We start from the raw sequence: 26,114 nt of genomic DNA, 5'->3' as shown, positions 1-26,114 counted from the left end.
GCCATGCCCGATTACCGCCCCACCGTACTGATCGTCGAGGACGATGCCCATATCCGCCGCTTCGTGCGCAGCGCGCTCGAAGCCGAAGGCTGCGAGGTCCACGAGACCGACACCGTGAGACGGGGGCTGATCGAGGCCGGCACGCGCCAGCCCGATGCCGTGGTGCTGGACCTGGGCCTGCCCGACGAGGATGGCATGGCGCTGTTGCGCGAACTGCGCGGCTGGACCGAACTGCCGGTGCTGGTGTTGTCGGCGCGCAGCAGCGAAGGCGACAAGATCGCTGCCCTGGATGCCGGCGCCGACGACTACCTGACCAAGCCGTTCGGCGTCGGCGAACTGCTGGCGCGCCTGCGCGTGCTGTTGCGCCGGCACGCCCGCGGCGGCGCCGGCAATGCCGCGCAGGCCGGTTTCGGCGACGTGCAGATCGACCTGGCCCGGCGCGTCGTCACCCGCGCGGGCGAGCACGTACACCTCACCCAGATCGAATACCGGCTGCTGGCCGCGCTGGTGGCATCGCGCGGCAAGGTCATGACGCACCGCGAACTGCTGCGCGAGGTATGGGGGCCGTCCCATGTGGAAAGCCACCATTACCTGCGCATCTACATGGGCCACCTGCGGCAGAAGCTGGAAGCCGATCCGGCCCGGCCGCGCTACCTGCTGACGGAAATCGGCGTGGGCTACCGCTACGCGGGCGAATAGCCGCCCAGCTAGGCTGCGCGCGGCGCGCGCGGCGCGGTCAGCGCCAGCAGCAGCACCAGCGTGGCACTGTAGATGGGCACGCTGCGCATGTTGCGGAACATCATCTCGGTCAGGCTGAAAGCGCAATAACCGAGGCAGAACAACAGGCCGATCTGCGCGCCCGTCCGTATGACGCGGTCGTCGCTGGCCATGCGGCGCAGGAACACCCAGGCCGGCGCGAGATACAGCAACAGGATGCTCAGCAGGCCGAGCAGGCCGTAGCCGGCCATGGCCGCCATGAAATCATTGTGGGGTTCGCCGTACCCGCTGGCGACCTCCGGCGTGACCACGCCCCGGTCGCGCAGCTTGGCCAGCTCGGCACGGAAATTGCGCGGCCCCACCCCCAGCACCGGCGCCTCCTGGAAGATCATCCACGAGGCATGCCACAGCTGCAGGCGTATGCCCACGGACGTATTGCGATCGTTCTGCACGGTATAGCGCTGTAGATCCGTCAGGATCTTGTGCATCCGGTTTCCCTGCGAGGACAGCATCACCCCCGCCAGCACCGCCAGCGCCGCGACCAGCACCAGGCCCACGGCCAGTTTCCTGCGCAGGCTCCAGACACGGCGGGACATGAGGAACACCAGCCCGAAAACCGGCAGCAGCATCCAGCTGCTGCGCGTCTCCGATACATGGGCCGCATACACCGCGGCGCATGCCGCCCCCACCTTCAACAGCGCTTCCAGGCCGGGCCAGGGCGTCAGCCGCCAGCCCAGCGTCAACAGCGAGGCGAAACCGAAGAACAGCGTCAGATTGGCGAAGGCCACGGCGTTGTACTCGGCGCCGTAGAAGCTGACCTGCATGCGCCCGCCGTACCAGCCGACGATGACATAAAGCATGATCGCGCCGGCATAGGCGCTGAACAGCAGGCTCCACTGGATCTGTTGCAGCCATGGGCGCGGCACGCACAGCAGTACCCAGAACAGGGGAAGCGCCAGCGCGAACCGCAGCAGTTTCTCGAACTCGGAACCGCTCCAGATACCGAGGTAGGCGTTGGTGACCAGCATCGACAGCAAGGGCACCGCCAGCACCGCGCCGGGCCAGGCCAGGTCGCGCCAGGACGGCTGTGCGCGGCCACGGCCGGCGTAGACCATGATTGCGAGCGACGTCAGTACGGCTAGCGTGTAGAACACGGCGACGCCCCCGCCTTTGCTGACCAGCGCCAGCGCAGGTATCAACAGGGCAAGAACGGCGAAGATTTTCAATTGGACAACAGGCATGGCATCAAGAGCAGAAAAACAGGGGACGCTTTCATATCGGGCACTGAGCGCCGCAGCAGTGTAGAAGCAAATACCGGACCGGCCTCAACCCGAAACGGAATCCCACATCCACCTAGGACCGTTGAGCGCGGCGCCAGTGCACCATCGCCTCAGATTTTTCCCCAAGGCACCCCCACGGGCTGCCGCCGGTCGTCCGCCTGCAGCTTGTGGAATGCCGACATGACGCGGCGCGGCGAGAGCCACTCGCGCCACAGGCGATCGCGCCAGCGGCCTCCGGGAATCAGGGCCGGGTAGACGATGCGCGAGGTCGACCAGGCCGGCCGCCAGGCGCGCGTGCGGGTGGGCCTGCCGGTCAGCGACAGGGTGGGCACGCCCACGTTGGAAGCCAGGTGGCCGATGCCGGACTCGTTGCCGATGAACCAGCCCGAGGCATGGATGAAGCCCGCCACCTCGGACAGGGAGGGAAACTGGGGCAGATGCAGGCCATGGTCCAGCACCCAGCTCCACTCGGCCCGCTCGTGCGGCGCGACGATGTAGTTCGGCTCGTAGCCCTCGTGCAGCAGGCGCAGCCCCAGCTCCTTGAAATGGCGCGGCGCCCAGCACCGCTGGGCCCCCGTCGACGTGGGATGCAGCGCCACCCGGCGCGGATGGCTGCGGTGCGGCTGCACCTGCGGCGGCGGCCGCAAGCCGTTATCGGCGCCGGCCTGCGCCAGCCCCAGTTGCTCGCGACAGAAATCGCGGATCTGGAACAGCTTCACGAAGCCGCGCCCGGTAATCGCCACATGCGCGTCGTAATAGAAATAGTTCGGCTGGTGCGCATGCAGCGCGTAGGGCCAGCCCACATGCATCTGGGCCGCGCAATCGTAGCCGGGCAGCACCTGGCCGGCCTGCTCCTCGGACAGCGATGGGCGGATATCCAGGCCCGGGAACCAGTCGCGCAAGCCGTGGATATAGTCGCCGAAGATGCTGACTTCGCGGCCGTGCGCGGCCAGGTTGCGGGCCATGTTCATCATCAGCAGCGTGTCGCCCAGCCGTGGCGCCATCAGCAGCGCCACACGGCGTGCGCCGGCCAGGCCGCGCAGCGCGGCCGCCTTGTCGTAGGGGGGCATATCGGAAGCAGGTTTAGCCATGTTCTCTATCGTCCGAGCCAACGTCCCCCGGATAAAATTTGAAACGCAAAACTGGAAATTTTACAACGAAAAGTTACATACCTATGGGCCTGGCAGGGTCATGCCGGCCCCGGATGGCCGTTGCCCATTCGGCAAAAAACCCGCTACCCCCATAGGGGCGCGGGTTTCTCGGCTGATGCGGCTGAAGCCTTACAGCAATTACATATTGTCGATCATGACCTGACCGAAGCCCGAGCACGACACCTGGGTGGCGCCTTCGAGCAGACGGGCGAAGTCATAGGTGACCTTCTTGGACAGGATGGATTTCTCCATGCTGGCGATGATCAGGTCGGCGGCCTCGGTCCAGCCCATGTGGCGCAGCATCATTTCGGCCGACAGGATTTCGGAACCGGGGTTCACGTAGTCCTTGCCCGCGTACTTCGGCGCGGTGCCGTGGGTGGCTTCGAACATGGCCACGGAATCCGACAGGTTGGCGCCCGGGGCAATGCCGATGCCGCCCACTTGCGCGGCCAGCGCGTCGGAGATGTAGTCGCCGTTCAGGTTCAGCGTGGCGATCACGTCGTATTCGGCCGGACGCAGCAGGATCTGCTGCAGGAAGGCGTCGGCGATCGAATCCTTGACGATGATCTCGCGACCCGTCTTGGGATTCTTGAACTTGCACCACGGGCCGCCGTCGATCGGCTGCGCGCCGAACTCGTTCTGGGCCAGGGCGTAGCCCCAGTCGCGGAAGCCGCCTTCCGTGAACTTCATGATGTTGCCCTTGTGGACCAGGGTCACCGAGGCGCGGTCATTGTCGATGGCGTACTGCAGCGCCTTGCGCACCAGGCGCTCGGTGCCTTCGCGCGAAACCGGCTTGATGCCGATCGACGAGGTGTTCGGGAAGCGGATCTTGGTCACGCCCAGCTTGGTCTGCAGGTACTGGATCAGGTCCTTGGCCTGCTCGGACTCGGCCATGTACTCGATGCCCGCGTAGATGTCTTCCGAGTTCTCGCGGAAGATGACCATGTCGGTCTTCTCGGGCTCGCGCACCGGCGAGGGCACGCCCTTGAAGTAGCGCACCGGGCGCAGGCAGACATACAGGTCCAGCTGCTGGCGCAGCGCCACGTTCAGCGAACGGATGCCGCCGCCGACCGGCGTGGTCAGCGGACCCTTGATCGACACCACGTAGTCCTTGACGGCGTCGAGGGTTTCCTCGGGCAGCCAGACGTCCGGGCCGTAGACCTTGGTGGCCTTCTCGCCGGCGTAGACTTCCATCCAGTGGATCTTGCGCTTGCCCGCATAGGCCTTCTGCACGGCCGCGTCGACGACCTTGATCATCACCGGCGTGATGTCGGCGCCCGTACCGTCACCCTCGATGACCGGAATGATGACCTGATCGGGCACATTCAGCGAGTAATCGGCGTTGACCGTGATTTTTTGGCCCCCAGTGGGAACCTTGATATGTTGATAGGACATGAATGCTCCAGTTGCTCCGGGTGGTTTTTACCGCTCGCCTGACCGTGTTTCTGCCGGAGATGCACGTTTGTAACCACGCAAAGCAACCCGGGCCGGATGGCGGACAACCTCCAATTCTATATCGCATTGGCCCGGCGCGCCCGGCAGGGGGTCCGGCAGGCGGTAAAATGGCCTATCCTTCCCGCCTGTCTTTGAAGCGCCGATGTTCAATCCTTCCCGCGACCAGGTTCGCGAATTCTTTATCGAAACCTGGCGCAAGCACCGCGCCACCGAGGTCCTGACCCCGCTCGAATCCATGGCGCTGGACTGGATCCTCGAACATCCCGAGTACCACGGCGACCTCGAAAGCCCCGAGGCCATGACCGCCGAGTACCCGGTCGAGCACGGCCGCACCAACCCGTTCCTGCACCTGTCCATGCACCTGGCGATCGCCGAGCAGTTGTCGATCGACCATCCGCGCGGCATCCGCGCGGCGTACCAGCGCCTGGTCGGCCGCGGCGACGCGCACCAGGCCGCCCATGAAATCATGGAATGCCTGGGCCAGGTGGTATGGGAGGCTCAACGCCTGGGTACGCCGCTCGACAGCGACGCCTACATCGAGCTGATCCGCCAGCGCGCCGAGCGCTAGAAAAGGAAAAGCCCCCGGATCGGGGGCTTGCCCGGCGCCGCCGGCACCGCTTACTGGCGCACGCCCAGGTCGCTGGGCTGCGCCGCCAGCCAGGCCGCGACGTTGCGGATGTCCTGGTCCGACAGCTGCGCCGCGAACGCGCCCATGATCGGGTTCTTGCGCACGTTGGCCGTGGCCGCGCTGCCCGCGGCGCCACGCTTGTAGGCCTTGAGCGCATGCGCCAGGTAATCGGCATGCTGGCCGGCCAGCACCGGATACTCCGGCTGGACGCTGGTCTTGGCGTCGGCGCCGTGGCAGGACGCGCAATTGAACTTGTCGAACACGGCCTTGCCGGCCACCACATCCTGGGCCTGCGCCGAGACGCCGGCGGTCGCCAGAACTATGCCCGCAAGGGCAAACGTAAAGCGTTTCATGGTCTGCCCCGATTACTTGAGAGATGAGTAGTAGGCCGCCAGGTCGGCGATGTCCTGGTCGGACAGGCTGCCGGCCACCGCGTCCATCGTCGGATGGCTGCGCGCGCCCTTCCTGTACTCATTGAGCGCCGCTTCGATGTACTTGGCATTCTGGCCAGCGATCATCGGAACGTGATAAAGCTCGGGGAACGAGGCCTTGTAGCCCGGGATGCCGTGGCAGCCTATGCACATCGACACCTTGTCACGGGCGTTCTGCGCGTTGCCGACCGGCGCCGCGTCGGCCGCGGCCGCCGGACCGGCGATCGCACAGGACGCCAATACTGCCAGCACGGAAACCGTGCGCGTCATCGAAATTCGCAACTTCATAATGGCTCTTGTATGGCTGAATACGAAAGGAGAACTTCTTCTTCAAGACACCGGGTAAAAATCCCTAGCCGGTCGCAAAACCCTGCGATTGTACGATAATTGCCGCAAGACCATTCCTTATCATGCCTCGGCGCTGTCGCGCCTCATTGACTGCCACTCCATGCCCACGTCCGCGTCCTCCTCTTCCGCCCCCGCCCAATCGGCCCGTTTCGAAGGTACCGACCGCTACGTCGCCACCGACGACCTGAAGCTGGCCGTCAACGCCGCGCTGACGCTGCAGCGCCCCCTCTTGATCAAGGGCGAGCCCGGCACGGGCAAGACGATGCTGGCCGAGGAAGTGGCGCGCGCGCTGGACCGCCCGCTGCTGCAATGGCACATCAAGTCCACCACCAAGGCGCACCAGGGCCTGTACGAATACGACGCGGTCTCGCGCCTGCGCGATTCGCAGCTGGGCGACGAGAAGGTCCGCGACATCCGCAACTACATCGTGCAGGGCACGCTGTGGCAGGCCTTCGAGGCGCCCGAACCGGTCGTCCTGCTGATCGACGAGATCGACAAGGCCGACATCGAATTCCCCAATGACCTGCTGCGCGAGCTCGACCGCATGGAATTCCATGTCTACGAGACGCGCCAGACCGTGCAGGCGCGGCACCGCCCGCTGGTCATCATCACCTCCAACAACGAGAAAGACCTGCCCGACGCCTTTCTGCGGCGCTGCTTTTTCCACTACATCCGCTTTCCGGACCGCGACACCATGCGCGATATCGTCGGCGTGCACTACCCCGACATCCGCCAGGACGTGCTGCGCGCCGCGCTCGATACCTTCTTCGCGCTGCGCGAAGCGCCGGGCCTGAAGAAAAAGCCGTCGACCTCCGAGCTGCTGGACTGGCTGCGCCTGCTGCTGGCCGAGGCGATCCCGGCCGCCGAGATCGACGCCCACGCGGCCACCGCCGTGCCGGTGCTGGCCGGGGCGCTGCTCAAGAACGAGCAGGACGTGCATCTGCTGGAGCGCCTGGGCGCCATGGCGCGCGGCGCCCAGCGCCGCTGACGCCACGCCAGGCCCTGCCCCATGCTGATCGATTTCTTCTATCATCTGCGCGCCCACAAGCTGCCGGTGTCGGTGCAGGAGTACCTGACCCTGCTCGAGGCGCTGCGCCAGCGCCTGATGGCGCCCACGCTCGACGATTTCTACTTCCTGGCGCGCACCGCGCTGGTCAAGGACGAAAGCCTCTACGACCGCTATGACGCCGCGTTCGGCGCCTACTATCGCGGCATCGCCGCCGCCCTGCCCGCCGACCGCGACATCCCGCTGGACTGGCTGATCAAGGAATTCGAGAAAACCCTCACGCCCGAAGAAAAGGCCGCCATCGAAGCGCACGGCTGGGACAAGCTGATGGAACTGTTCAAGCAACGCCTCGAGGAACAGCAGGAAAGGCACGCGGGCGGCAGCAAGTGGATCGGCACCGGCGGCACCTCGCCGTTCGGCAACGGCGGCTATCACCCGGAAGGCATCCGCGTCGGCGGCGATTCGGCCGGCAACCGCACCGCGGTCAAGGTGTGGGACATGCGCCAGTTCCGCGACTACGACGACCAGCTCGAACTGGGCACGCGCAACTTCAAGGTCGCGCTGCGGCGCCTGCGCCGTTTCGCGCGCCAGGGCGCCGACCTGGAACTGGACCTGGACGACACCATCGCCAGCACGGCGCGCAACGCCGGCCACCTCGACCTGCGGCTGGTGCCCGAGCGCCGCAATACCGTCAAGGTGCTGATGCTGCTGGACGTGGGCGGCAGCATGGACGACCACATCGCGCGCGTGGAGGAACTGTTTTCGGCCGCGCGCAGCGAGTTCCGCCACCTCGACGTCTATTACTTCCACAACTGCCCGTACGAAAACCTCTGGCAGAACAACCGCCGGCGCCAGAACGAGCGCTTCGAAACCTGGGACGTCCTGCGCAAGTACAACGCCGACTGGCGCCTGATCATCGTCGGCGACGCCACCATGAGCCCGTACGAAATCCTGCAGCCCGGGGGCTCGGTCGAGCACTACAACAAGGAGGCCGGCGCGGTCTGGCTGCGCCGGCTGCTCGACGCCTGGCCCAAGGCCGCCTGGCTCAACCCCGAGCCCACCGCGTCCTGGCGCTATAGGCAGTCGATCGCCCTGCTGCGCGACATCATGCAGGACCGCATGTACCCGGTCACCGTGGCGGGCCTGGAACAGGCCATGCGCCAGCTGTCCAAATAGCGTTCAGCCGTCGACCGGCCGCAGGGGCGTGTCGAGCGTCAGCTGATAGAACGCCAGGTCGAGCCAGCGCCCGAACTTGAATCCGGCCTGCGTGATCGTGCCGGCGTGCACGAACCCCAGCTTGCGGTGCAGCGCGACGCTGCCGGCGTTGGTGGCGTCGATCCCGCCCACCAGCACGTGGACCTGCTGCAGGCGGGCCCGCTCGATCAGCGCCCGCAGCAAGGCTTCGCCCAGCCCGCGGCCGCGATAGCGGCGGTCCACGTACACCGAGTGCTCGACCGAGTACTTGTACGCCGGCCAGGCGCGAAACGTGCCGTAGCTGGCGAACCCCATCAGCACGCCCGCCGCGTCCTCGAAGCCCACTACCGGGAAGCCGCCCTGGCGCTTGGCCTGGAACCAGGCCTCCATCGAAGCCAGCGCGCGCGGCTGGTAGTCGTACAGCGCCGTCGACGTCAGGATGGCGTCGTTGAAGATATCCAGGATGGCCGCCGCGTGGCGGTCATGCGTGCAGTCGACCAGCGTGGCGCCGGTCGGGGCGGGGGAAGGCGTGGCGTTCATGCCGGCATTGTAGCCAGCCGAGCGCCCCGCCCGCCGCTCAGGCCACGCGGCTTTGCGCCTGCCGCGTCGCCGCCAGGGCCACGGCTCCCGGACAGCGGCGCCAGGCGATTTCATCGCCGTCCATGTCCAGGTCGAACAGATCATTGACGGCGGGCCAGGGGTGGCCATGCTCCTGCGCGCCCTCCATCTCAAGCACGTGCCCGGCGAATCCGCACGGCACGCCAGCGCACTCCGCGAAGTAGCGCTGTGCATCGACATCCACCACATAAGTAGTCAGGTCATGGCCCAGGATGGCCACAAAACGGCCGTCATCGCTGGCATAAGCGTAGCGAAAGCGCCCTTTGATGACGTCGCCCGACAGGGAATTGCCAAGCAACTGGGACAGGGCGCGCGTGACGATATCGGTCAGCATGAATCGATCCTCCGGAGTGAGCGCCGGCGTCGGGCCGGCTGCGAAGGCGCGAGCAAACAAGCGCCGGCACAGCGCACGGAAGGCGGAGTGGGGGCGAAGGACGGGAAGCCAGGAAAGGCTGTCGCGCATCCCGTCAGACTAGGGGAAACCATATCGGACATTTAGCTTACACCCGTGCCAGCCCTGTCTTCAAATCACTCCCCCGTCCCCATAATCCATGCCGTGCCGCAGCATGGCGGCGCGGCCAGCCGGCTCCGCGCGCGTCCCGGCCCGGGTGAACCAATCGAAACGTATACACTCCAACGGATTCCGCTAGTTTCGAGGTCATCCCCATGCGCCTGCCGCTTCTGTCGCGCCGCCTGAATGCATTGTTAGTGTCGTCGTTCCTGGCTTTCCAGGCCGGCGCCGCGTCGCTCCCCGCGGGCGTCTCGGAAGTGTCCTCGATCGAGGGCATTACCGAATACCGCCTGGCCAACGGCCTGCGCGTGCTGCTGGCGCCCGACGCGTCCAAGCCCACCACCACGGTCAACATGACGTACCTGGTGGGATCGCGCAACGAGAACTACGGCCAGACCGGCATGGCCCACCTGCTCGAGCACATGCTGTTCAAGGGCACGCCCGCCATCCGCAACGCGCTGGGCGAGTTCTCGCGCCGCGGCCTGCAGGCCAACGGCTCCACCTCGTCGGATCGCACCAATTACTTCGCCAGCTTCGCGGCCAATCCCGAAACCCTCAAGTGGTACCTGGGCTGGCAGGCCGACGCCATGGTCAACTCGCTGATCGCCAGGGAAGACCTCGACTCCGAGATGACCGTGGTCCGCAACGAGATGGAAAGCGGCGAGAACAACCCGTTCCGCGTGCTCATGCAGAAGATGCAGGCCGCCGCCTACCAGTGGCACAACTACGGCAAGAGCACCATCGGCGCGCGCAGCGACGTCGAGAACGTGGACATCGCGCAATTGCGCGCCTTCTACCACGAGTATTACCAGCCCGACAACGCCGTGCTGATCGTCGCGGGCAAGTTCGATCCGCAGACGGCCCTGGCCGATATCCAGTCCTCGCTGGGCAAGCTGCCCAAGCCCAAGCGCACCCTGCCGCCCGAATACACCGTGGAGCCGGTCCAGGACGGCGAGCGCTCGGTGACGCTGCGCCGCGCCGGCGGCACCCCGCTGGTGGCCGCCATGTACCACCTGCCCGCCGCCGGCAGCCCCGATTTCGTCGGGCTGGACCTGGCCGCCACCATCCTGGCCGACACGCCGTCGGGCCGCCTGTACCACGCGCTGGTCCCCACCAAGCTGGCGTCGGGCGTATTCGGCTTCACCATGGACCAGCTCGACCCCGGCCTGGCCATGTTCGGCGCCCAGCTGCAACCCGGCATGGACCAGGACAAGGCGCTGCAGACCCTGACCGCCACGCTCGAATCCCTGTCCAGCAAACCGTTCAGCCAGGAGGAACTGGAGCGCGCCCGCAGCAAGTGGCTGACCGCCTGGCAGCAGACCTATGCCGATCCGGAGAAGGTCGGCGTGGCCCTGTCGGAAGCCATTGCCTCGGGCGACTGGCGCCTGTTCTTCCTGCAGCGCGACCGCGTGCGCGAGGCCAAGCTGGACGACGTGCAGCGCGCCGCCGTCGCCTACCTGGTGCGCAGCAATCGCACCGAAGGCCGCTACATTCCCACCGAAAAGCCGCAGCGCGCGCCGCTGGCGCAGCGCGCCGACCTGGCGGCCGTCTTCAAGGACTACAAGGGCGACCCGAACTTCAAGGCCGTCGAGGCCTTCGATCCGTCGCCAGCCAATATCGACAAGCGCACCCTGCGGCGCACGCTCGACCTGCCCAACGGCCAGGTCGAACTGGCCTTGCTGCCCAAGGCCACGCGCGGCGACCGCGTGCAGGCCGAACTGCTGATCCAGTTCGGCGACGCCGAAGCGCTGCGCGGCCAGCGCGTGGCGCTGGCCGCCGCGGCCGCCCTGCTCGACCGCGGCACCGACAAGCTGTCGCGCCAGGCCATCCAGGACCGCCTGGACCAGCTGCAGGCCGAAGCCGCCATCAATGGCAGCGGCACCAACCTGGTGGTCAACATCTCCACGCTCGGCAAGAACCTGCCCGACGTGATGGCGCTGGTGCTGGATGTGGTGCGCAACGCCAGCTTCCCGCAGGACCAGGTCGAGGAATACAAGCGCCAGGCCATCACCATGGTGCAGGACGCGATGACCGACCCGACCGCGCTGGCCTCGCGCGCCCTGGCACGCCACAACAATCCGTGGCCGGCCGACGACGTGCGGTATGTGCCCACCTTCGACGAAGCCCTGGAGCAGCTGCGCAGCCTGTCGCGCGACGACCTGGCCACGGTCAGCGGCAAGCTGTACGGCGCCGGCCGGATCAAGTTCTCGGCCGTGGGCGAATTCGATCCCGCCGCGGTCGAGGCCGTGCTGCGCAAGGGCCTGGACGGCTGGCGCAGCGCACCCGCCTATACCCGCCTGCCGGATCCCTACCGCGCCGTGCCCGCGCAGCAATTCGACATCGCCACGCCCGACAAGGCCAACGCCTTCTACATCTCGCGCATGCCGCTGCAGCTGCAGGACACCAACGCCGACTACCCCGCCCTGTACCTGGCCAACTTCCTGCTCGGCACCTCGGAAACCTCGCGCCTGTGGCACCGCGTGCGCGAAACCGAAGGCCTGTCGTACAACGTGCGCAGCAACCTGTCGGTGTCGTCGTACGAGCCGTCCGCGAACTGGACGATCTACGCCATCTACGCGCCGCAGAACCGGGCACGCCTGGAAAAGGCCATCTCGGAAGAGCTGGCCCGCGCCCTCAAGGACGGCTTCACGGACCAGGAGGTCCGCGACGGCGTCGTGGCGCTGCTGAACTACCGCAACCTGGCGCGCGCCCAGGATGACGTGCTGGCCGATACCTGGGTGAACTACATGCAGACCGGCCGCAGCTTCCAGTGGTCGGCCGACATGGACCGCAAACTCGAGGCGCTCACGCCCGACCAGGTCAACGCCGCGCTGCGCAAGTATCTCAAGCCCGAGGCGTTCAGCACCGCCGTGGCGGGGGATTTCACCAAGAAATCCGCCCCTTGAGGGGCCGCATGGGGACTGGCGCAGGCTGACTTCCAGCCTGCCCCCCGGTGGAAACTGACATCCGCGACAGAGTGTGCCTGTCCCCGCTGGGACAGGCACACTGCTCTACGCCATGAACGGCTGACTGCCAGGACGGTACCGCCCCCAGCGGGACAGGCGCCGCATGCGTCAGCTGAAGAACTCCTTGACGCGGTCGGTCCAGGACTTGCTCTGCGGCGAATGGCGGTCGCCGCCGTCGTTGAGCGAAGCCTCGAACTGGCGCAGGATGGCCTTCTGCTCGTCGCTCAGGCGCACCGGCGTCTCGACCACCACGTGGCAATAGAGGTCGCCCGGATAACTGCCGCGCACCCCGCGGATGCCCTTGGCGCGCAGGCGGAAGGTCTTGCCCGACTGCGTGCCTTCCGGAATCGAGATCTCGGCCTTGCCGCCCAGGGTCGGCACCTGCAGCTCGCCGCCCAGCGCCGCCGTGGTGAACGGGATGGTCAGCTCGCAGTGCAGATCGTCGCCATCGCGCTGGAAGATCTTGTGCTGCTTGATATGGATCTCGACATACAGGTCGCCCGGCGGGCCGCCGTTGATGCCGGGCTCGCCGTTGCCGCTGGAGCGGATGCGCATGCCGTCGTCGATGCCGGCCGGGATCTTGACCTGCAGCGTCTTGTTGCGACGCGTACGGCCCACGCCGTCGCACGACGGGCAGGGGTCGGTGATTTCCTTGCCGGTGCCGTGGCAGGTCGGGCAGGTCTGCTGGACGCTGAAAAAGCCCTGCTGCATGCGCACCGCGCCCGAACCGCCGCAAGTCCGGCAAGTCTTGGGCGAGGTGCCGGCCTTGGCGCCGCTGCCGTGGCAGGTATCGCAGTTTTCCCAGCTGGGAACGCGGATCTCGGTGTCAAAACCGCTGGCGGCCTGCTCCAGCGTGATTTCCAGCGCGTACTTCAGGTCGGCGCCGCGATACACCTGCGGCCCGCCGCCCCCGCGCCGACCCGCGCCGAAGATCTCGCCAAAGATATCGCCGAAAGCATCGGCGAAGCCGCCGCCCATGCCGCCGCCCATGCCGGCGGCGTTCGGGTCGACCCCGGCATGGCCATAGCGGTCGTAGGCGGCGCGCTTCTGCTCGTCACCCAGGACCTCGTAGGCCTCCTTGGCTTCCTTGAACTTTTCCTCGGCTTCCTTGCTGTCCGGGTTGCGGTCCGGGTGGTACTTCATGGCCAGCTTGCGATAGGCCTTCTTCAGGTCTTCGTCGCTGGCATTCTTCGCCACACCCAGTACTTCGTAGTAATCGCGTTTTGCCATGGTGGGAGGGCCCGTCGCCGGGCCATGTTCTGAATCATCAACGCGCGCGCCCGGTAGCTGGAATCAGCTACCGGGCGTATCGCACGTCATCGTTCGGCCATTACTGGTCGCGCTTGACTTCCTTGAAGTCGGCGTCGACCACATTGTCGTCCACCGGCTTGGCGTTGTCGGCCGCCTGCTGCTGCTGGGCCTGCTGCTGCGCCTGCATGTCGGCGTACATCTTTTCGCCCAGCTTCTGCGAGGCCGTCGACAAGGCTTCCACCTTGGCGTCGATCTCGGCCTTGTCGCCCGTCTTGAGGATGTCCTCGAGGTCCTTGATGGCAGCCTCGATCGACTCCTTCTCGGCGGCTTCCAGCTTCTCGCCGTACTCCGTGAGCGACTTGCGGGTGGCATGCACCAGCGCGTCGGCCTGGTTGCGGGCCTGCGCCAGCTCGGCCAGCCGGTGATCTTCCTCGGCGTTGGCCTCGGCATCCTTGACCATGCGCTGGATCTCGTCTTCCGACAGACCCGAGTTGGCCTTGATGGTGATCTTGTTTTCCTTGCCGGTGCCCTTGTCCTTGGCCGAGACGTGCAGAATGCCGTTGGCGTCGATGTCGAACGTGACCTCGATCTGCGGCAGGCCGCGCGGCGCCGGCGGGATGCCTTCCAGGTTGAACTCGCCCAGGCCCTTGTTGCCGGCCGCGATTTCGCGCTCGCCCTGGAACACCTTGATCGTCACCGCCGGCTGGTTGTCGTCGGCGGTCGAGAACGTCTGCGAGTAGCGCGTCGGGATCGTGGTGTTCTTCTGGATCATCTTGGTCATCACGCCGCCCAGGGTCTCGATGCCCAGCGACAGCGGCGTCACGTCCAGCAGCAGCACGTCCTTGCGCTCGCCCGACAGCACGGAACCCTGGATCGCGGCGCCGGCGGCAACCGCCTCATCGGGGTTGACGTCCTTGCGCGGCTCGCGGCCGAAGAATTCCTTGACCTTGTCCTGCACCTTGGGCATGCGGGTCATGCCGCCGACCAGGATCACGTCGTCGATGTCGGAAACCTTGACGCCGGCATCCTTGATGGCCACGCGGCACGGCTCGATGGTGCGCTCGATCAGCTCCTCGACCAGCGCTTCCAGCTTGGCGCGCGTGATCTTGAGGTTCAGGTGCTTGGGACCGGAGGCATCGGCCGTGATGTACGGCAGGTTGATCTCGGTCTGCTGGCTCGACGACAGCTCGATCTTGGCCTTTTCGGCGGCCTCTTTCAGGCGCTGCAGGGCCAGCACGTCCTTGGACAGGTCGACGCCCTGTTCCTTCTTGAACTCGGAGATGATGTAGTCGATGATGCGCTGGTCGAAATCCTCGCCGCCCAGGAAGGTATCGCCGTTGGTCGACAGCACCTCGAACTGCATTTCGCCGTCCACGTCGGCGATCTCGATGATCGAGACGTCGAACGTACCGCCGCCCAGGTCATAGACGACGATCTTGCGATCGCCCTTCTCGGTCTTGTCCAGGCCGAAGGCCAGCGCGGCCGCGGTCGGCTCGTTGATGATGCGCTTGACTTCCAGGCCGGCGATGCGGCCGGCGTCCTTGGTGGCCTGGCGCTGGCTGTCGTTGAAGTACGCCGGCACCGTGATCACGGCCTCGGTGACTTCCTCGCCCAGGTAGTCCTCGGCGGTCTTCTTCATCTTGCGCAGCACTTCGGCCGACACCTGGGGCGGCGCCAGCTTCTTGCCGCGCACTTCGACCCACGCGTCGCCGTTGTCGGCCTTGACGATCGAGTACGGCATCAGGTCGATGTCCTTCTGGACCGCCTTCTCGTCGAACTTGCGGCCGATCAGGCGCTTGACCGCGTACAGGGTGTTCTTGGGGTTGGTGACCGCCTGGCGCTTGGCCGGCGCGCCGACCAGCGTCTCGCCATCGTCCATGTAGGCGACGATGGAGGGGGTGGTACGGGCGCCTTCGGCGTTCTCGATGATCTTGACCTGACCGCCGTCCAGGACAGCCACGCAGCTGTTGGTCGTACCCAGGTCGATGCCAATGATTTTGCTCATGGTGGGAAATACCTTGCTATGAATTGAATACGGTAGGAATCAGGGTTTGAAACTCAGTCCCCCAGTAACTGGGGTTGGCCACAGGGTTTTTCAAGTCCCGTCCCGCAACCGCTGCATCGCGGCGCTGAACTGGGGCAATCCGGGCCAGCCGGTCACCCGGCCCAGCCGCTTGCCACTGCGGTACAGCACGAAAGTCGGCACGCCATGCAGCGAGAACCGCCGCCCCAGCGCCTCGTCGGCGTAGACGTCGGCCTCGAACCAGCTCAGCTCCAGCGCCAGGAGCGCCTGCCGCTGGAGCAAGGCGGTCTGCTTGAAAATGCCACAGTTGTAACAATCCTGGCCCCACAGGAACACGCAGCGCAGGTCATCGCCCGGCGCGCGCACCACTTGCTCGTCGAAGCTGGCGCTGTCGACGCGGCGCATGCCGAAGACCTGGAAGACCTCGGCGGGATCGAATGGGGCGGCGGCCATGCCTGCTTCAGCCCTGGCCGGCGGACACCACGACCAGCGCCGGACGCAGCGTGCGGTCGGCGATGACGTAGCCCTTCTGCAGCAGTTGCAGCACGGTATTGGCGGGCTGGTCGGCCGGCACCGAGGAAATCGCCTGGTGCAGGTGCGGGTCGAACTTGTCGCCCTGGGCCGGCGCGATTTCCTTGAGCAGATTGCGCTCGAAGGCGGCGGTCAGCTGCTTGAGCGTGACTTCCACGCCTTCGCGCCAGGCCTGCGCCGCCTGGTCGGGCTGGGCCAGGGCGGCCTCGAGGCTGTCCTTGACCGGAACCAGGCTCTCGGCGAACGATTCGATGCCGAACTTGCGGGCCTTGGCGACGTCTTCCTGGGCGCGGCGGCGCACATTCTCGGCTTCGGCCGCGGCGCGCAGCACCTGCTCCTGCTGAGCCTTGACGGTGGCCTGGGCTGCCTCGAGCTCGGCCCGCAGGGCCGCCAGCTCGGCCGACAAATCGTCCTCGAGACCGGGCGTCGCGGCGTTTTCGCCGCTTTCAGGGGTCGAATCGACCGGCTCTTGGGGTGCCGTCATGGGAGTCCTCCAGAATATAAATTGGCTTCAAGCGCCAACGATGGGGGCGAATGCCCCCATTTCAAGTCCGGTTTTCCAGGAAAAAAAGCCCGGCTCCCATGACGCCGCCGGACGGCGCGTCGCCGTCCGGATGTTGCGGCCCTATTTTTTCCCGGGCTGGGCCGGCGCGGGCGGGTCGCTGGCGGGGAAGGTGTCCTCCAGCGCCTCGTCGACCTTGTCGTCGGGCTCGTCCCGCTCGTCCTCGGACGTGATGGCGATCGGGTCGCTGGCGGGGAAGGTCTCCAGCAGCGCCTCGTCGAGTTCGCGCTCGAGCTGGTCTTCTTCCAGGTTGGCATGCCCGGGCGGACCCGAGGTGCCGATGGTGGGCTTGCGAGGAGGATTCATGGCCGTCTCCCTGAAAATGCTGCACATTCGCGGAATGGACCGGCGCGCTCGCGCCCGCCGCTTCAACCACAGTGTACGCGTTCAGGGATTGCCGGTCGGCCAGCCCCGCAACTGGCGTTCGACCAGGTCGGTCAGGCCTTCGATCCAGGGCGGGCAGTCATTCAGCGCCGGAATGTAGCGGAACTGCCTGCCGCCGGCCGCCACGAAGGCGTCGCGGCATTCCTGGCTGATTTCCTCGAGCGTTTCCAGGCAGTCGGCCACGAATCCCGGACACACCACGTCGACCTCGGTCACGCCCTGCCGGGCCAGTTCCGCCAGGGTGGGCTCGGTATAGGGTTCGAGCCAGCGCGCCGAGCCGAACCGGCTCTGGAATGTCACCTCGACCTCGTCCTCGCGCAGGCCCAGGCGCTCGCGCAGCAGGCGCGCGGTATCGAGGCAATCGCGGTAGTAGGGGTCGCCCAGTTCGATCGAATAGCGCGGCAGCCCATGAAAGCTCATGACCAGCTTCTGGGGCCGGCCGTGGGCCTGCCAGAATTCGGCGATGCGTCCGGCCTGCGCCTCGACGTAGGCCGGGTCGTTGTGGAAGCGCTTGACGAAGCGCAGCGCCGGCTGGTCGCGCAGGCGCCCCGCGTGGCGCGTCACGGCATCGACCACCGTGGCCGTGGTGCTGGCCGCGTATTGCGGGTACAGCGGCACGGCCAGGATGTGATCGCAGCCGCGCTCGCGCAAGGCCGTGATCGCCGCCGGGATCGACGGCTTGCCATAGCGCATGGCCAGCTCCACCTCGGCATGCACTCCGCGCGCGGCCAGGCCCTGGCGCACCCCTGCGGCCTGCCTCTGGCTGTAGACCAGCAGGGGCGAGCCCTCCTCCATCCAGATGCCGGCATAGCGCGGCGCCAGCTTCTTGGGCCGCATGGCCAATACCAGCCCGTGCAGGATGGGCATCCACAGATAGCGCGGAATCTCGATCACGCGCGGGTCGGACAGGAATTCGCCCAGGTACCGCCGGATCGCGCCGCGCGTGGGCTCATCGGGGGTGCCCAGGTTGACCAGCAGCACGCCGACGCGCCCCGGTCCGCATGGCGGCGGGTTTTCGTCGAAAGGGTCCTGCGCGGGGGTTTCGGGCAGATAGCGTTCGGGCCAAAGGTACTTGAACAGGCGAAGAAACACGAAGACACCTCTCAGGGCGCCGCCCCGCGCGCAGGCGGTATCCGGCCCGAAATGGGATTATTGGTTGTGGCTCAAGGCGTTGGACAGCAAGCGCGCAGTGATGTCGACAATGGGGATGACCCGCTCGTACGCCATCCGGGTAGGGCCGATGACCCCCAGCGTGCCGATGACCTTGCCATCCACGCCGTACGGCGCCGTGATGACCGACACTTCTTCCATCGGCACCAGCTGCGAATCGCCGCCGATGTAGATCTGCACCCCTTGCGCGCGGCTGGAGACGTCCAGCAACTGCAGCAGATCGGTTTTCTTTTCGAACAACGAGAACATCTTGCGCAGCCGGTCCATGTCGGAAGCGATGTCGGTCACGTCCAGCAGCTTGCGCTCGCCGGAGATCACCACCGCCTCGCCGTCGTCGGCCGCCTCGGCGCCGGCCTCGACCGCCGCCTGCATCAGGCGCGAGATATCGTCGCGCAGTTGCGCCAGTTCGGTCGACAGCGTGCGGCGCACGGCATCGAACGACTTGCCGGAGAAGTGCACGTTGAAGAAATTGCCCGCCTCCAGCAGCTCGGCTTCGGTGTAGTCGCGCTGCGCCGACAGGATGCGGTTCTGCACATCGCCCTCGGGGGTCACGATGATCAGCAGCACGCGCTTGTCGGACAGGCGGATGAACTCGATCTGGCGGAAAATCTGGGTCCGCTTGGGCGTGAGCACCACGCCGGCGAACTGGGTGAGGTTGGACAGCAGCGCCGCCGCCGCGTTGACCGCCCGGCTGGGCTCGGACACGGGCAGCAGCTCGCCGATATGGGCGGGCTCGAACTGGTAGGCGCGCACCGCCAGCAGCGAATCGACGAACATGCGATACCCGCGCGGCGTGGGCACCCTTCCAGCCGAGGTGTGGGGGCTGTGGATCAGCCCCAGCTCTTCCAGGTCGGCCATGACATTGCGTATCGTGGCCGGCGACAGATCGAACACTTTGGAAAGCGTGCGTGAGCCGACCGGTTGCCCGTCGGCGATGTAGCGTTCGATCAACGCCTTGAGCAATGCGCGTGCGCGGTCATCCATGAGCGTATTTTAGGGAAACTTTCAACAAAGGGGCGTTTTTTGTCCAGCACGGCAATATGCGGCCCCATATAATCGCAAAATCGGCATCTCAAAACACACTTTACGCGGCTCGCCATGTACTTTCCCATTGTCGCCCTGATCGGCAGATACCAGGACACCGGCCTGGACGCACCGCTGACCGCGCTGGCGCAAATGCTGACGCAGGCCGGCCGCCGCGTGCTGGTCGAGGCCGAGACGGCGCGCAACGCCGGCGTCAGCGGCTATCCCGTGGCCGACTGGGATGAAATCGGCCGCACCGCCACGCTGGCGGTCGTGATGGGCGGCGACGGCACCGTGCTGGGCGCGGCGCGCCACCTCGCGCCGTACGGCGTGCCGCTGATCGGCATCAACCACGGGCGGCTGGGCTTCATCACCGACATTCCGCTGCAGGATGCCCACGACGCGCTGGGCCGCGTGCTGGAAGGCAACTACCAGGCCGAGGACCGCATGCTGCTGCAAGGCGGCGTCTGGCGCGGCGAGCAGCAGATGTACTCGGCCTCGGCCGTCAACGACGTGGTGCTCAACCGCGCCGGCCGCGGCGGCATGATCGAAGTGCGGGTCGAACTCGACGGCGCCTTCATGTACACGCAGCGCGCCGACGGCCTGATCATCGCCACGCCCACCGGCTCCACCGCCTACTCGCTATCGGCCAACGGCCCCATCCTGCATCCCGGCATGAATGCCATGGTGCTGGTGCCGGTCGCGCCCCAGACCCTCTCCAACCGCCCGATCGTCATTCCCGACAGCGGCGTGCTCAACATGACGCTGACGGCCATGGGACGGGTGGAAATCGGCGCCAGCGTGCATTTCGACATGCAGACCTGGTCCGACCTGCAGCCGGGCGACCGCATCACGGTGCAGCGCGCCCCGCATACCATCCGCTTCGTGCACCCCGAAGGCTACAGCTTCTTCTCCACCCTGCGCCGCAAGTTGCACTGGAACCTGATGCCGCAGGCCACCGACAACCTTGAGTAGCCCGTCGCGTCCGCCATGTTGCGAACCCTCCATATCCGCGATTTCGTCATCGTCGAACAGACCGAGCTCCACTTCGGCGACGGCTTTACCGTCTTTTCCGGCGAAACCGGCGCCGGCAAGTCGATCCTGATCGATGCGCTGGCCCTGACGCTGGGCGAGCGCGGCGACGCCTCGATGCTGCGCGAAGGCGCGGCGCGCGCCGATATCACCGCCGTCTTCGACGCCCCGCCCGCCCTGCGCGACTGGCTGGCCGAACGCGAACTCGACAGCGGCGACGAACTGGCGCTGCGCCGCGTCATCGACAGCCAGGGCCGCAGCCGCGCCTACATCAACGGCATGCCGGCCACGATCGCCCAATTGCGCGAGCTCGGCGACGGGCTGGTCGACATCCACGGCCAGCACGCCCACCAAAGCCTGATGCGCCCCGAGGCCCAGCGCGACCTGCTCGACGCCCACGGCGGGCACGCCGAACTGCGCCAGACGGTGGCGCAGGCCTGGAAGCAATGGCGCGCGCTGGCCCGCCAGCTCGATACCGCCGAGCAGGACGCCGAGGCGCTGGCCGCCGAACGCGACCGCCTGCAATGGCAGTCGGACGAACTGGACCGCCTGGGGCTGGGTCCGGACGAATGGGATGCGCTGCAAACCGAGCACACCCGGCTGTCGCACGCCCAGTCGCTGCTGGACGGGGCCTCGCGCATCCTCGAGGCGCTGGACGGCGAGCACGACTCGGCCCAGCACCGCCTCAATGGCGCCGCCCACCAATTGCAGCAGATGCTGCGCCACGACCCCGCCCTGCAAGGCATCGGCGACGAACTCGAATCGGCCCGCATCGCGATCACCGAAGCCGTCTCCGACCTGAACAACTACGTCAGCCGGGTCGAACTGGACCCGCAGCGCCTGGCCGATGTCGAAGCCCGGCTGAGCGCCGTGTTCGAGACCGCCCGCAAGTTCAAGTGCGAACCGCACGACCTGCCCGCGCTGCGCGACTCCCTGCACGGCAAGCTGGCCGAAATGCAGGCCGCCAGCGACGTGCAGGCGCTGCGCGCGCAGGCCGAGGCGGCGCAGGCCCGATACGAAGCCGCGGCGGCGCGCCTGTCGGCCGCGCGGCGCAAGATCGCCAAGGATCTCGGCAAGCAGGTCACCCAGGCCATGCAGACCCTGTCCATGCAGGGCGGGCGTTTCGAGGCGGCCCTGACCGGCGGCGCGCCGTCGGCGCATGGCAGCGAGCAGGTGGAGTTCCTGGTCGCGGGCCACGCGGGCAGCACGCCGCGGCCATTGGCCAAGGTGGCCTCGGGGGGCGAACTGTCGCGTATTTCGCTGGCGCTGTCGGTGATCGCCAGCCGCGCCGCGCGCGTGCCCACCCTGATCTTCGACGAGGTCGACAGCGGCGTGGGCGGCGCGGTGGCGGAAGCGGTCGGCAAGCTGCTGCGCGAACTGGGCCAGCGCCACCAGGTGCTGTGCGTGACGCACCTGCCGCAAGTGGCGGCCTGCGCCCATGCGCAGTATCGCGTCAGCAAGGTCGAAAGCGGCGGTTCCACGCGCTCGCGCATCGCCGAGCTGGATGCCGAGGCGCGGGTCGAGGAAGTCGCGCGCATGCTGGGCGGCATCAAGATCACGGCCACCACCCGCGACCACGCACGCGAAATGCTGGGCGGCCATACCGCGCCGGCGGCCTGAGCGCGCCTGCTACCAAACCGCAAAAAAAAACCTCCAGGCTTGCGCCTGGAGGCAGGGTTGGTAGAGCCGGAGGATCAGCGGCCCTTCTGACAGTTTCCGCAAATGCCGTACAACACCATGGCATGGCTTTCGAGCACAAAGCCGTTGTCCTTCGCCACCTTGTATTGACGCTTCTCAATATCGGGATCCGAAAACTCGAATACCGTACCGCAATTGGTGCAGATGAGGTGATCGTGGTGATCGCCATCATTCAGCTCGAACACCGCCTTGCCGGTATCGAACTGGCTACGCGTGAGGATGCCCGCCTGCTCGAACTGCGTCAGCACGCGATATACCGTCGCCAGCCCGATTTCCACATTCTCGGCGATCAGCGCGCGATAGACATCTTCCGCGCTGAGGTGGCGGAGGTCGGATTTACGAAAAATGTCAAGGATCTTCAGGCGGGGAAACGTCGCCTTCAGGCCCATGTTTTTCAGTTCGCTTTGGTCGCTCATGGTGTAATCGCTCTCCATCCGCGGTGGCATGGGGGGTCGATGGTCGACGCAAGCCAGCGTAGCCATCACCCGCTGCCCCACGGAACTATCGTTATGAAACCTTTATGATAACGGTTTTATCCGTTTCCAATAATAGGGGCGCTAGTGTCCATGATCGCACGTATTTCCCTGCGGCCTCTGAAGGGGCTCGCGGTGGCTGTCCTGGCAGCCTCCGCCCTGACCGCCTGCTCGTCCGGCAAATGGGGATTCCCCTACAAGGCCGGCGTCCAGCAAGGCAACTGGATCACCAAAGAGCAGGTCGCCCTGCTGCAGCAAGGCATGTCGCGCGAACAGGTGCGCTTCGCCCTGGGCAGCCCCACGCTGACCAGCGTGCTGCACGCCGATCGCTGGGATTACCCCTACTACTTCAAGCCCGGCTACGGCAAGGCGCAGGAACGCCAGTTCACCGTGTGGTTCGAGAACGACCACCTGGTACGCTGGAGCGGGGATGAACAGCCCGACCTCCAGCCGTTCCAGATCGAGAAAGTGAACGCCAAGCAGGAAGAAAAAGCCGACGCCCAGGTGGATACGGCCGAGAAGCGCCAGGAAGGCATCGACAAGGCTGAAGAAGTCCGGCCCCATGTCGATATCACGACGCCGGACAACCCCACCCTCGACTACCCGGGCGAGCCGGGCCAAACCTTCGAACCGCTCAAGTAAATGACGCAAGCCACCCCCCAGCGCATCGCCATCGCGGGCGCCAGCGGCCGCATGGGCCAGATGCTGATCGAAGCCGTCCTCGACACCGAGGGCGTCGAACTGGCCGTAGCGCTGGACCGCGCCGGCTCGCCCTCGATCGGCCAGGACGCGGGCGCCGCGTTGGGGCGCCCCTGCGGCGTCACCATCACCGACCAGCTCGACGCCCTGGCGCAGGCCGACTGCCTGATCGACTTCACCCGGCCCGAAGGCACGCTGCAGCACCTGCAGGCCTGCCTCAGGCATGACGTGAAGATGGTGATCGGCACCACCGGCTTCGACAGCAGCGGCCGCGCCGAAATCGAGGTCGCCGCCCAGAAGATCGCCATCGTCTTCGCCCCCAACATGAGCGTGGGCGTCAATGCCACCCTCAAGCTGCTGGACATGGCCGCGCGCATCCTCAACTCGGGGTACGACGTCGAGATCTTCGAGGCGCACCACCGCAACAAGGTCGACGCGCCCTCGGGCACGGCCCTGATCATGGGCGAGACGGTGGCTTCGGCCTGGGACGTCGCCCTGCCCGACGTCGCCACGTGGACCCGCCACGGCGACACCGGGGTGCGCAAGCCCGGCACCATCGGTTTCTCGGTGGTGCGCGGCGGCGACATCGTCGGCGATCACACGGTGTTCTTCTGCGGCACGGGCGAACGCATCGAGATCTCGCACCGTTCCAGCAGCCGCGCCACGTACGCGCAGGGCGCCGTGCGCGCGGCGCGCTTCCTGGCGCGCCAGGACAACGGCCTGTACGACATGCAGGCCGTACTGGGCCTGTAAGCCAGGCGGCGACGCGGCGCCATGCCGCGCCCGCCTTCAGCGGGCCGGCACCACGACCGGCTCGGGCTCGAGCCTCACTCCATAGCGCCGCTCGACGTCGCCCTGGATGGCGGCCGCCAGCGCCATGATGTCGCGCGCCTGCGCGCCGCCTCGATTGACCAGCACCAGCGCCTGCCGATCGTGCACACCCGCGGCGCCCAGCTGGCGCCCCTTCCACCCGCATTGATCGATCAGCCAGCCGGCGGCCAGCTTGTAGCGGCCATCGGGCTGCGGATACGAAACCAGGCCGGGGAAACGGCCAAGCAGCGCCTGCCGCGTGCCCGCGTCCACCAAGGGATTCTTGAAAAAGCTGCCGGCATTGCCCACCACGGCGGGATCGGGCAGCTTGGCGCGCCGGATCGCGCACACCGCGTCATACACGGCGCGGGCGGTCGGCGCGGCGCCGTCCAGCGCGGCATGCCGCTGCAGGTCGGGATAGTCCAGCACCGGCTGCCAGGGCCGCGGCAGCGCGAACCGCACCGAGCCGATCACCCAGGCGCCCGGCTCCTGGTGCTTGAAGAAACTGTCGCGATAGGCAAAGCGGCATTCGGCGGCGCCCATCTCCACCCAGCGCCCGCCCTTGACGTCCCAGGCCGTAAGGCTGTGGAAGCGATCGGCCAGCTCGACGCCGTAGGCGCCGATGTTCTGCACCGGCGCGGCCCCGACCGTGCCCGGGATCAGGGCCAGGTTCTCCAGCCCGTCCCAGCCATTGTCGACGCAGGCCGTGACGAAACCGTGCCAATTCTCGCCCGCCGCGGCTTCGACGACCCAGGCGTCGGCGCACTGCCCCACCAGGCGCACGCCAGGCAGGCGCACCTGCGCCACCAGGCCGTCGATGCTGGCGGGCAACACCACGTTGCTGCCGCCGCCCAGCACCACCAGCTGGCGAAAGCGCGGCGCCAGCGCCGACAGCGCCGGCAGCTGCGAGGGCTCGGTCAGCGCGACAAAGGCCGGTGCGTGGGACGCCAGGCCCAGGGTGTTGAAACAACGCAAATCCTGCGCCTGGGGCGCCAGGGGCGCGACGGGCTCGATACGGGCAGGAACAGTTGACATGGACACGGTTGGTTATGCTATAGTTTCTGTCTTCGCTCATCTTACACAAGAATTTGAGTAGCGCTTTCACCAGGCGCGACAAACTCGAAGAACTCATGTAGAATGCGCGGCTCGCGATGAGAGCGGCAGATGGCAGCAACATGACATTTGCCTAGGCATCGGCGAGAACCAGGCAGTATTTCGCGGGAATAGCTCAGTTGGTAGAGCGCAACCTTGCCAAGGTTGAGGTCGCGAGTTCGAGACTCGTTTCCCGCTCCAGATTCAAAAAAGGCCCAAACTTCGGTTTGGGCCTTTTTGTTTTTGCATGAGCGTCCTGGCTCAAGCCCGCCGCAAAAAAGGCAGCACCAGCGAAAGGAATTCCTCGGTGCGGGTTTCCGGGAACATATGCCCTCCTTCGCCGAGCACGATGAGGCGCGCATCGCTTATCGATGCCGCGGCAGACTGCGCAAACCACGCGGGCATCACGAGATCGTCCCTGGCGGCCATCACCAGCGTCGAGCTCGAGATGAGCGGATACAAGGGGCGCGCGTCGAATCGCAGGATGGCTTCCAGGCGCGCCCGCAAACCTGCCGCATCCGTTTTTACCCCGGCGGCGTCGGCCGCCGCGGCGGCGAACCGTGACGCATGCTCGCGCCGATAGCGCGGCGGATACAACAGCACCGCATTGAACTGGGCGTACAACTCGGCAGGCATGCCGTCGGCCGCTGCCATCCGAACGTGCTGGATCAGATCGAGCAGATCGTCGCCATGCGTCCAGGGCGCCGCCAGCACCAGCTTCTCCACGCGGCCTGGGTGGCGGGCGGCGACTACCGTGGCCTTTCCGGTTCCGGTCGACAGCCCGATCAGACGGACACGCTCGAACTTGAGGTGGTCCATCAAAGCGACGATGTCGTCGGCCAGCGCCTCGATCGCCTGGCCTTGCGGTCCCGGACTGCTTTTCCCGGTCCCGCGCTGGTGGTATGTCACGACGGAATACTCGCGCGCAAGCTGCGCGATCATTTCCTGACGAGATTGCGGCCCGGTGCCCAGGCCCGTCGTCATGACCAGCGGGGGGCCGTCCCCGACGACGTCATAGTGAATCTGAACGTCGCCAAGCTGCATGTGAGGCATGATTGATT

Annotated in this window: 26 protein-coding genes and 1 tRNA gene; 10 read left to right on the top strand and 17 right to left on the bottom strand. The window is 66.6% G+C overall.

All coding sequences use genetic code 11. The annotated features are described in order from the left end of the window. Positions 1 to 3: 3 nt before the first annotated feature. Positions 4 to 699, top strand: coding sequence for a two-component system response regulator KdpE (gene kdpE, locus EL288_RS05445; protein ID WP_003814052.1), 696 nt, complete (start codon positions 4 to 6; stop codon positions 697 to 699). Positions 700 to 707: 8 nt separating this feature from the next. Here the strand turns inward: kdpE and EL288_RS05440 are convergent, their stop codons facing one another. From EL288_RS05440 to icd, 3 genes are all read right to left on the bottom strand, one after another. Next, on the bottom strand, positions 708 to 1,958 hold the full coding sequence (locus EL288_RS05440; RefSeq protein ID WP_015065061.1) for an O-antigen ligase family protein: 1,251 nt from the start codon (positions 1,956 to 1,958) through the stop codon (positions 708 to 710). Positions 1,959 to 2,107: 149 nt separating this feature from the next. After that, positions 2,108 to 3,088: a glycosyltransferase family 9 protein gene (locus tag EL288_RS05435; protein WP_003814057.1), complete on the bottom strand. Its 981-nt coding sequence runs from the start codon at positions 3,086 to 3,088 to the stop codon at positions 2,108 to 2,110. Between the two features lie 198 nt (positions 3,089 to 3,286). Then, a complete protein-coding gene (gene icd, locus EL288_RS05430; RefSeq protein ID WP_003814059.1) occupies positions 3,287 to 4,543 on the bottom strand; it encodes an NADP-dependent isocitrate dehydrogenase in 1,257 nt (418 codons plus the stop codon). Between the two features lie 202 nt (positions 4,544 to 4,745). Between icd and EL288_RS05425 the strand changes: the two genes are divergently transcribed. After that, complete coding sequence (locus EL288_RS05425) at positions 4,746 to 5,171, top strand: DUF1841 family protein (RefSeq protein ID WP_003814061.1); 426 nt, start codon at positions 4,746 to 4,748, stop codon at positions 5,169 to 5,171. A 50-nt stretch (positions 5,172 to 5,221) separates the two neighbouring features. Here EL288_RS05425 and EL288_RS05420 read toward each other — a convergent pair whose 3' ends face one another. Both EL288_RS05420 and EL288_RS05415 read right to left on the bottom strand, forming a co-directional pair. Then, complete coding sequence (locus EL288_RS05420; RefSeq protein WP_003814063.1) at positions 5,222 to 5,584, bottom strand: c-type cytochrome; 363 nt, start codon at positions 5,582 to 5,584, stop codon at positions 5,222 to 5,224. A 12-nt stretch (positions 5,585 to 5,596) separates the two neighbouring features. Continuing rightward, the gene (locus EL288_RS05415; protein WP_003814065.1) at positions 5,597 to 5,950 is read right to left on the bottom strand and encodes a c-type cytochrome; all 354 of its coding nucleotides are present in this window, start codon (positions 5,948 to 5,950) and stop codon (positions 5,597 to 5,599) included. Positions 5,951 to 6,110: 160 nt separating this feature from the next. On the opposite strand from EL288_RS05415, the gene EL288_RS05410 reads away from it, so the two are divergent. Together EL288_RS05410 and EL288_RS05405 are read left to right on the top strand one after the other, a co-directional pair. Beyond that, a complete protein-coding gene (locus tag EL288_RS05410) occupies positions 6,111 to 6,998 on the top strand; it encodes an AAA family ATPase (protein ID WP_003814066.1) in 888 nt (295 codons plus the stop codon). A gap of 21 nt (positions 6,999 to 7,019) precedes the next feature. After that, the gene (locus EL288_RS05405; protein ID WP_003814068.1) at positions 7,020 to 8,192 is read left to right on the top strand and encodes a vWA domain-containing protein; all 1,173 of its coding nucleotides are present in this window, start codon (positions 7,020 to 7,022) and stop codon (positions 8,190 to 8,192) included. A 3-nt stretch (positions 8,193 to 8,195) separates the two neighbouring features. On the opposite strand, the gene EL288_RS05400 is transcribed toward EL288_RS05405, so the two are convergent. Next, on the bottom strand, positions 8,196 to 8,750 hold the full coding sequence (locus tag EL288_RS05400; protein ID WP_004566468.1) for a GNAT family N-acetyltransferase: 555 nt from the start codon (positions 8,748 to 8,750) through the stop codon (positions 8,196 to 8,198). Between the two features lie 37 nt (positions 8,751 to 8,787). Further along, entirely contained in the window at positions 8,788 to 9,162 is a 375-nt protein-coding gene (locus EL288_RS05395) for a hypothetical protein (protein WP_003814072.1), read from the bottom strand. A gap of 332 nt (positions 9,163 to 9,494) precedes the next feature. Here EL288_RS05395 and EL288_RS05390 point away from each other — a divergent pair, with 332 nt between their 5' ends. Next, complete coding sequence (locus EL288_RS05390) at positions 9,495 to 12,245, top strand: M16 family metallopeptidase (RefSeq protein WP_003814074.1); 2,751 nt, start codon at positions 9,495 to 9,497, stop codon at positions 12,243 to 12,245. A 168-nt stretch (positions 12,246 to 12,413) separates the two neighbouring features. Here the strand turns inward: EL288_RS05390 and dnaJ are convergent, their stop codons facing one another. The 7 genes from dnaJ to hrcA form a co-directional block, all read right to left on the bottom strand. Beyond that, positions 12,414 to 13,535 carry a molecular chaperone DnaJ gene (gene dnaJ, locus EL288_RS05385; protein ID WP_003821186.1) on the bottom strand — a complete coding sequence of 374 codons (1,122 nt, stop codon included), beginning with the start codon at positions 13,533 to 13,535 and terminating at the stop codon, positions 12,414 to 12,416. 100 nt (positions 13,536 to 13,635) lie between these two features. Continuing rightward, positions 13,636 to 15,561, bottom strand: coding sequence for a molecular chaperone DnaK (dnaK, locus tag EL288_RS05380; protein WP_003814079.1), 1,926 nt, complete (start codon positions 15,559 to 15,561; stop codon positions 13,636 to 13,638). A 90-nt stretch (positions 15,562 to 15,651) separates the two neighbouring features. Then, positions 15,652 to 16,032: a thioredoxin family protein gene (locus EL288_RS05375; protein ID WP_010926991.1), complete on the bottom strand. Its 381-nt coding sequence runs from the start codon at positions 16,030 to 16,032 to the stop codon at positions 15,652 to 15,654. Between the two features lie 7 nt (positions 16,033 to 16,039). Next, positions 16,040 to 16,594 (bottom strand): nucleotide exchange factor GrpE, encoded by a 555-nt coding sequence (grpE, locus tag EL288_RS05370; RefSeq protein ID WP_003814083.1) that lies wholly within the window; start codon positions 16,592 to 16,594, stop codon positions 16,040 to 16,042. A gap of 141 nt (positions 16,595 to 16,735) precedes the next feature. Further along, complete coding sequence (locus EL288_RS05365; RefSeq protein ID WP_003814085.1) at positions 16,736 to 16,978, bottom strand: hypothetical protein; 243 nt, start codon at positions 16,976 to 16,978, stop codon at positions 16,736 to 16,738. A gap of 81 nt (positions 16,979 to 17,059) precedes the next feature. After that, positions 17,060 to 18,148, bottom strand: coding sequence for a ferrochelatase (gene hemH / locus EL288_RS05360; RefSeq protein WP_003814087.1), 1,089 nt, complete (start codon positions 18,146 to 18,148; stop codon positions 17,060 to 17,062). Positions 18,149 to 18,205: 57 nt separating this feature from the next. After that, positions 18,206 to 19,210: a heat-inducible transcriptional repressor HrcA gene (gene hrcA, locus EL288_RS05355; protein ID WP_003814090.1), complete on the bottom strand. Its 1,005-nt coding sequence runs from the start codon at positions 19,208 to 19,210 to the stop codon at positions 18,206 to 18,208. A 114-nt stretch (positions 19,211 to 19,324) separates the two neighbouring features. Here hrcA and EL288_RS05350 point away from each other — a divergent pair, with 114 nt between their 5' ends. Continuing rightward, complete coding sequence (locus tag EL288_RS05350) at positions 19,325 to 20,224, top strand: NAD kinase (protein WP_003814092.1); 900 nt, start codon at positions 19,325 to 19,327, stop codon at positions 20,222 to 20,224. Between the two features lie 15 nt (positions 20,225 to 20,239). Next, the gene (recN, locus tag EL288_RS05345) at positions 20,240 to 21,901 is read left to right on the top strand and encodes a DNA repair protein RecN (RefSeq protein WP_010930962.1); all 1,662 of its coding nucleotides are present in this window, start codon (positions 20,240 to 20,242) and stop codon (positions 21,899 to 21,901) included. A 74-nt stretch (positions 21,902 to 21,975) separates the two neighbouring features. On the opposite strand, the gene fur is transcribed toward recN, so the two are convergent. After that, entirely contained in the window at positions 21,976 to 22,395 is a 420-nt protein-coding gene (gene fur, locus EL288_RS05340) for a ferric iron uptake transcriptional regulator (protein WP_003814098.1), read from the bottom strand. 150 nt (positions 22,396 to 22,545) lie between these two features. On the opposite strand from fur, the gene EL288_RS05335 reads away from it, so the two are divergent. Together EL288_RS05335 and dapB are read left to right on the top strand one after the other, a co-directional pair. After that, positions 22,546 to 23,094: an outer membrane protein assembly factor BamE gene (locus EL288_RS05335; protein WP_003814100.1), complete on the top strand. Its 549-nt coding sequence runs from the start codon at positions 22,546 to 22,548 to the stop codon at positions 23,092 to 23,094. Then, positions 23,095 to 23,904: a 4-hydroxy-tetrahydrodipicolinate reductase gene (gene dapB / locus EL288_RS05330; RefSeq protein WP_010926993.1), complete on the top strand. Its 810-nt coding sequence runs from the start codon at positions 23,095 to 23,097 to the stop codon at positions 23,902 to 23,904. A gap of 36 nt (positions 23,905 to 23,940) precedes the next feature. On the opposite strand, the gene murB is transcribed toward dapB, so the two are convergent. Continuing rightward, positions 23,941 to 24,996, bottom strand: coding sequence for a UDP-N-acetylmuramate dehydrogenase (gene murB / locus EL288_RS05325; RefSeq protein ID WP_010930965.1), 1,056 nt, complete (start codon positions 24,994 to 24,996; stop codon positions 23,941 to 23,943). Between the two features lie 182 nt (positions 24,997 to 25,178). On the opposite strand from murB, the gene EL288_RS05320 reads away from it, so the two are divergent. Next, a tRNA-Gly gene (locus EL288_RS05320) sits at positions 25,179 to 25,254 on the top strand. A gap of 60 nt (positions 25,255 to 25,314) precedes the next feature. Here EL288_RS05320 and EL288_RS05315 read toward each other — a convergent pair. Continuing rightward, positions 25,315 to 26,106 (bottom strand): alpha/beta fold hydrolase, encoded by a 792-nt coding sequence (locus EL288_RS05315; RefSeq protein WP_010929090.1) that lies wholly within the window; start codon positions 26,104 to 26,106, stop codon positions 25,315 to 25,317. Positions 26,107 to 26,114 lie beyond the last annotated feature (8 nt).

Origin of the sequence: Bordetella bronchiseptica, assembly GCF_900636925.1 — a bacterium.
GTDB lineage: Bacteria > Pseudomonadota > Gammaproteobacteria > Burkholderiales > Burkholderiaceae_B > Bordetella > Bordetella pertussis.
The sequence above is the reverse complement of the archived record's forward strand: the minus strand, read 5'-3'. Positions and strand labels throughout refer to the sequence as shown.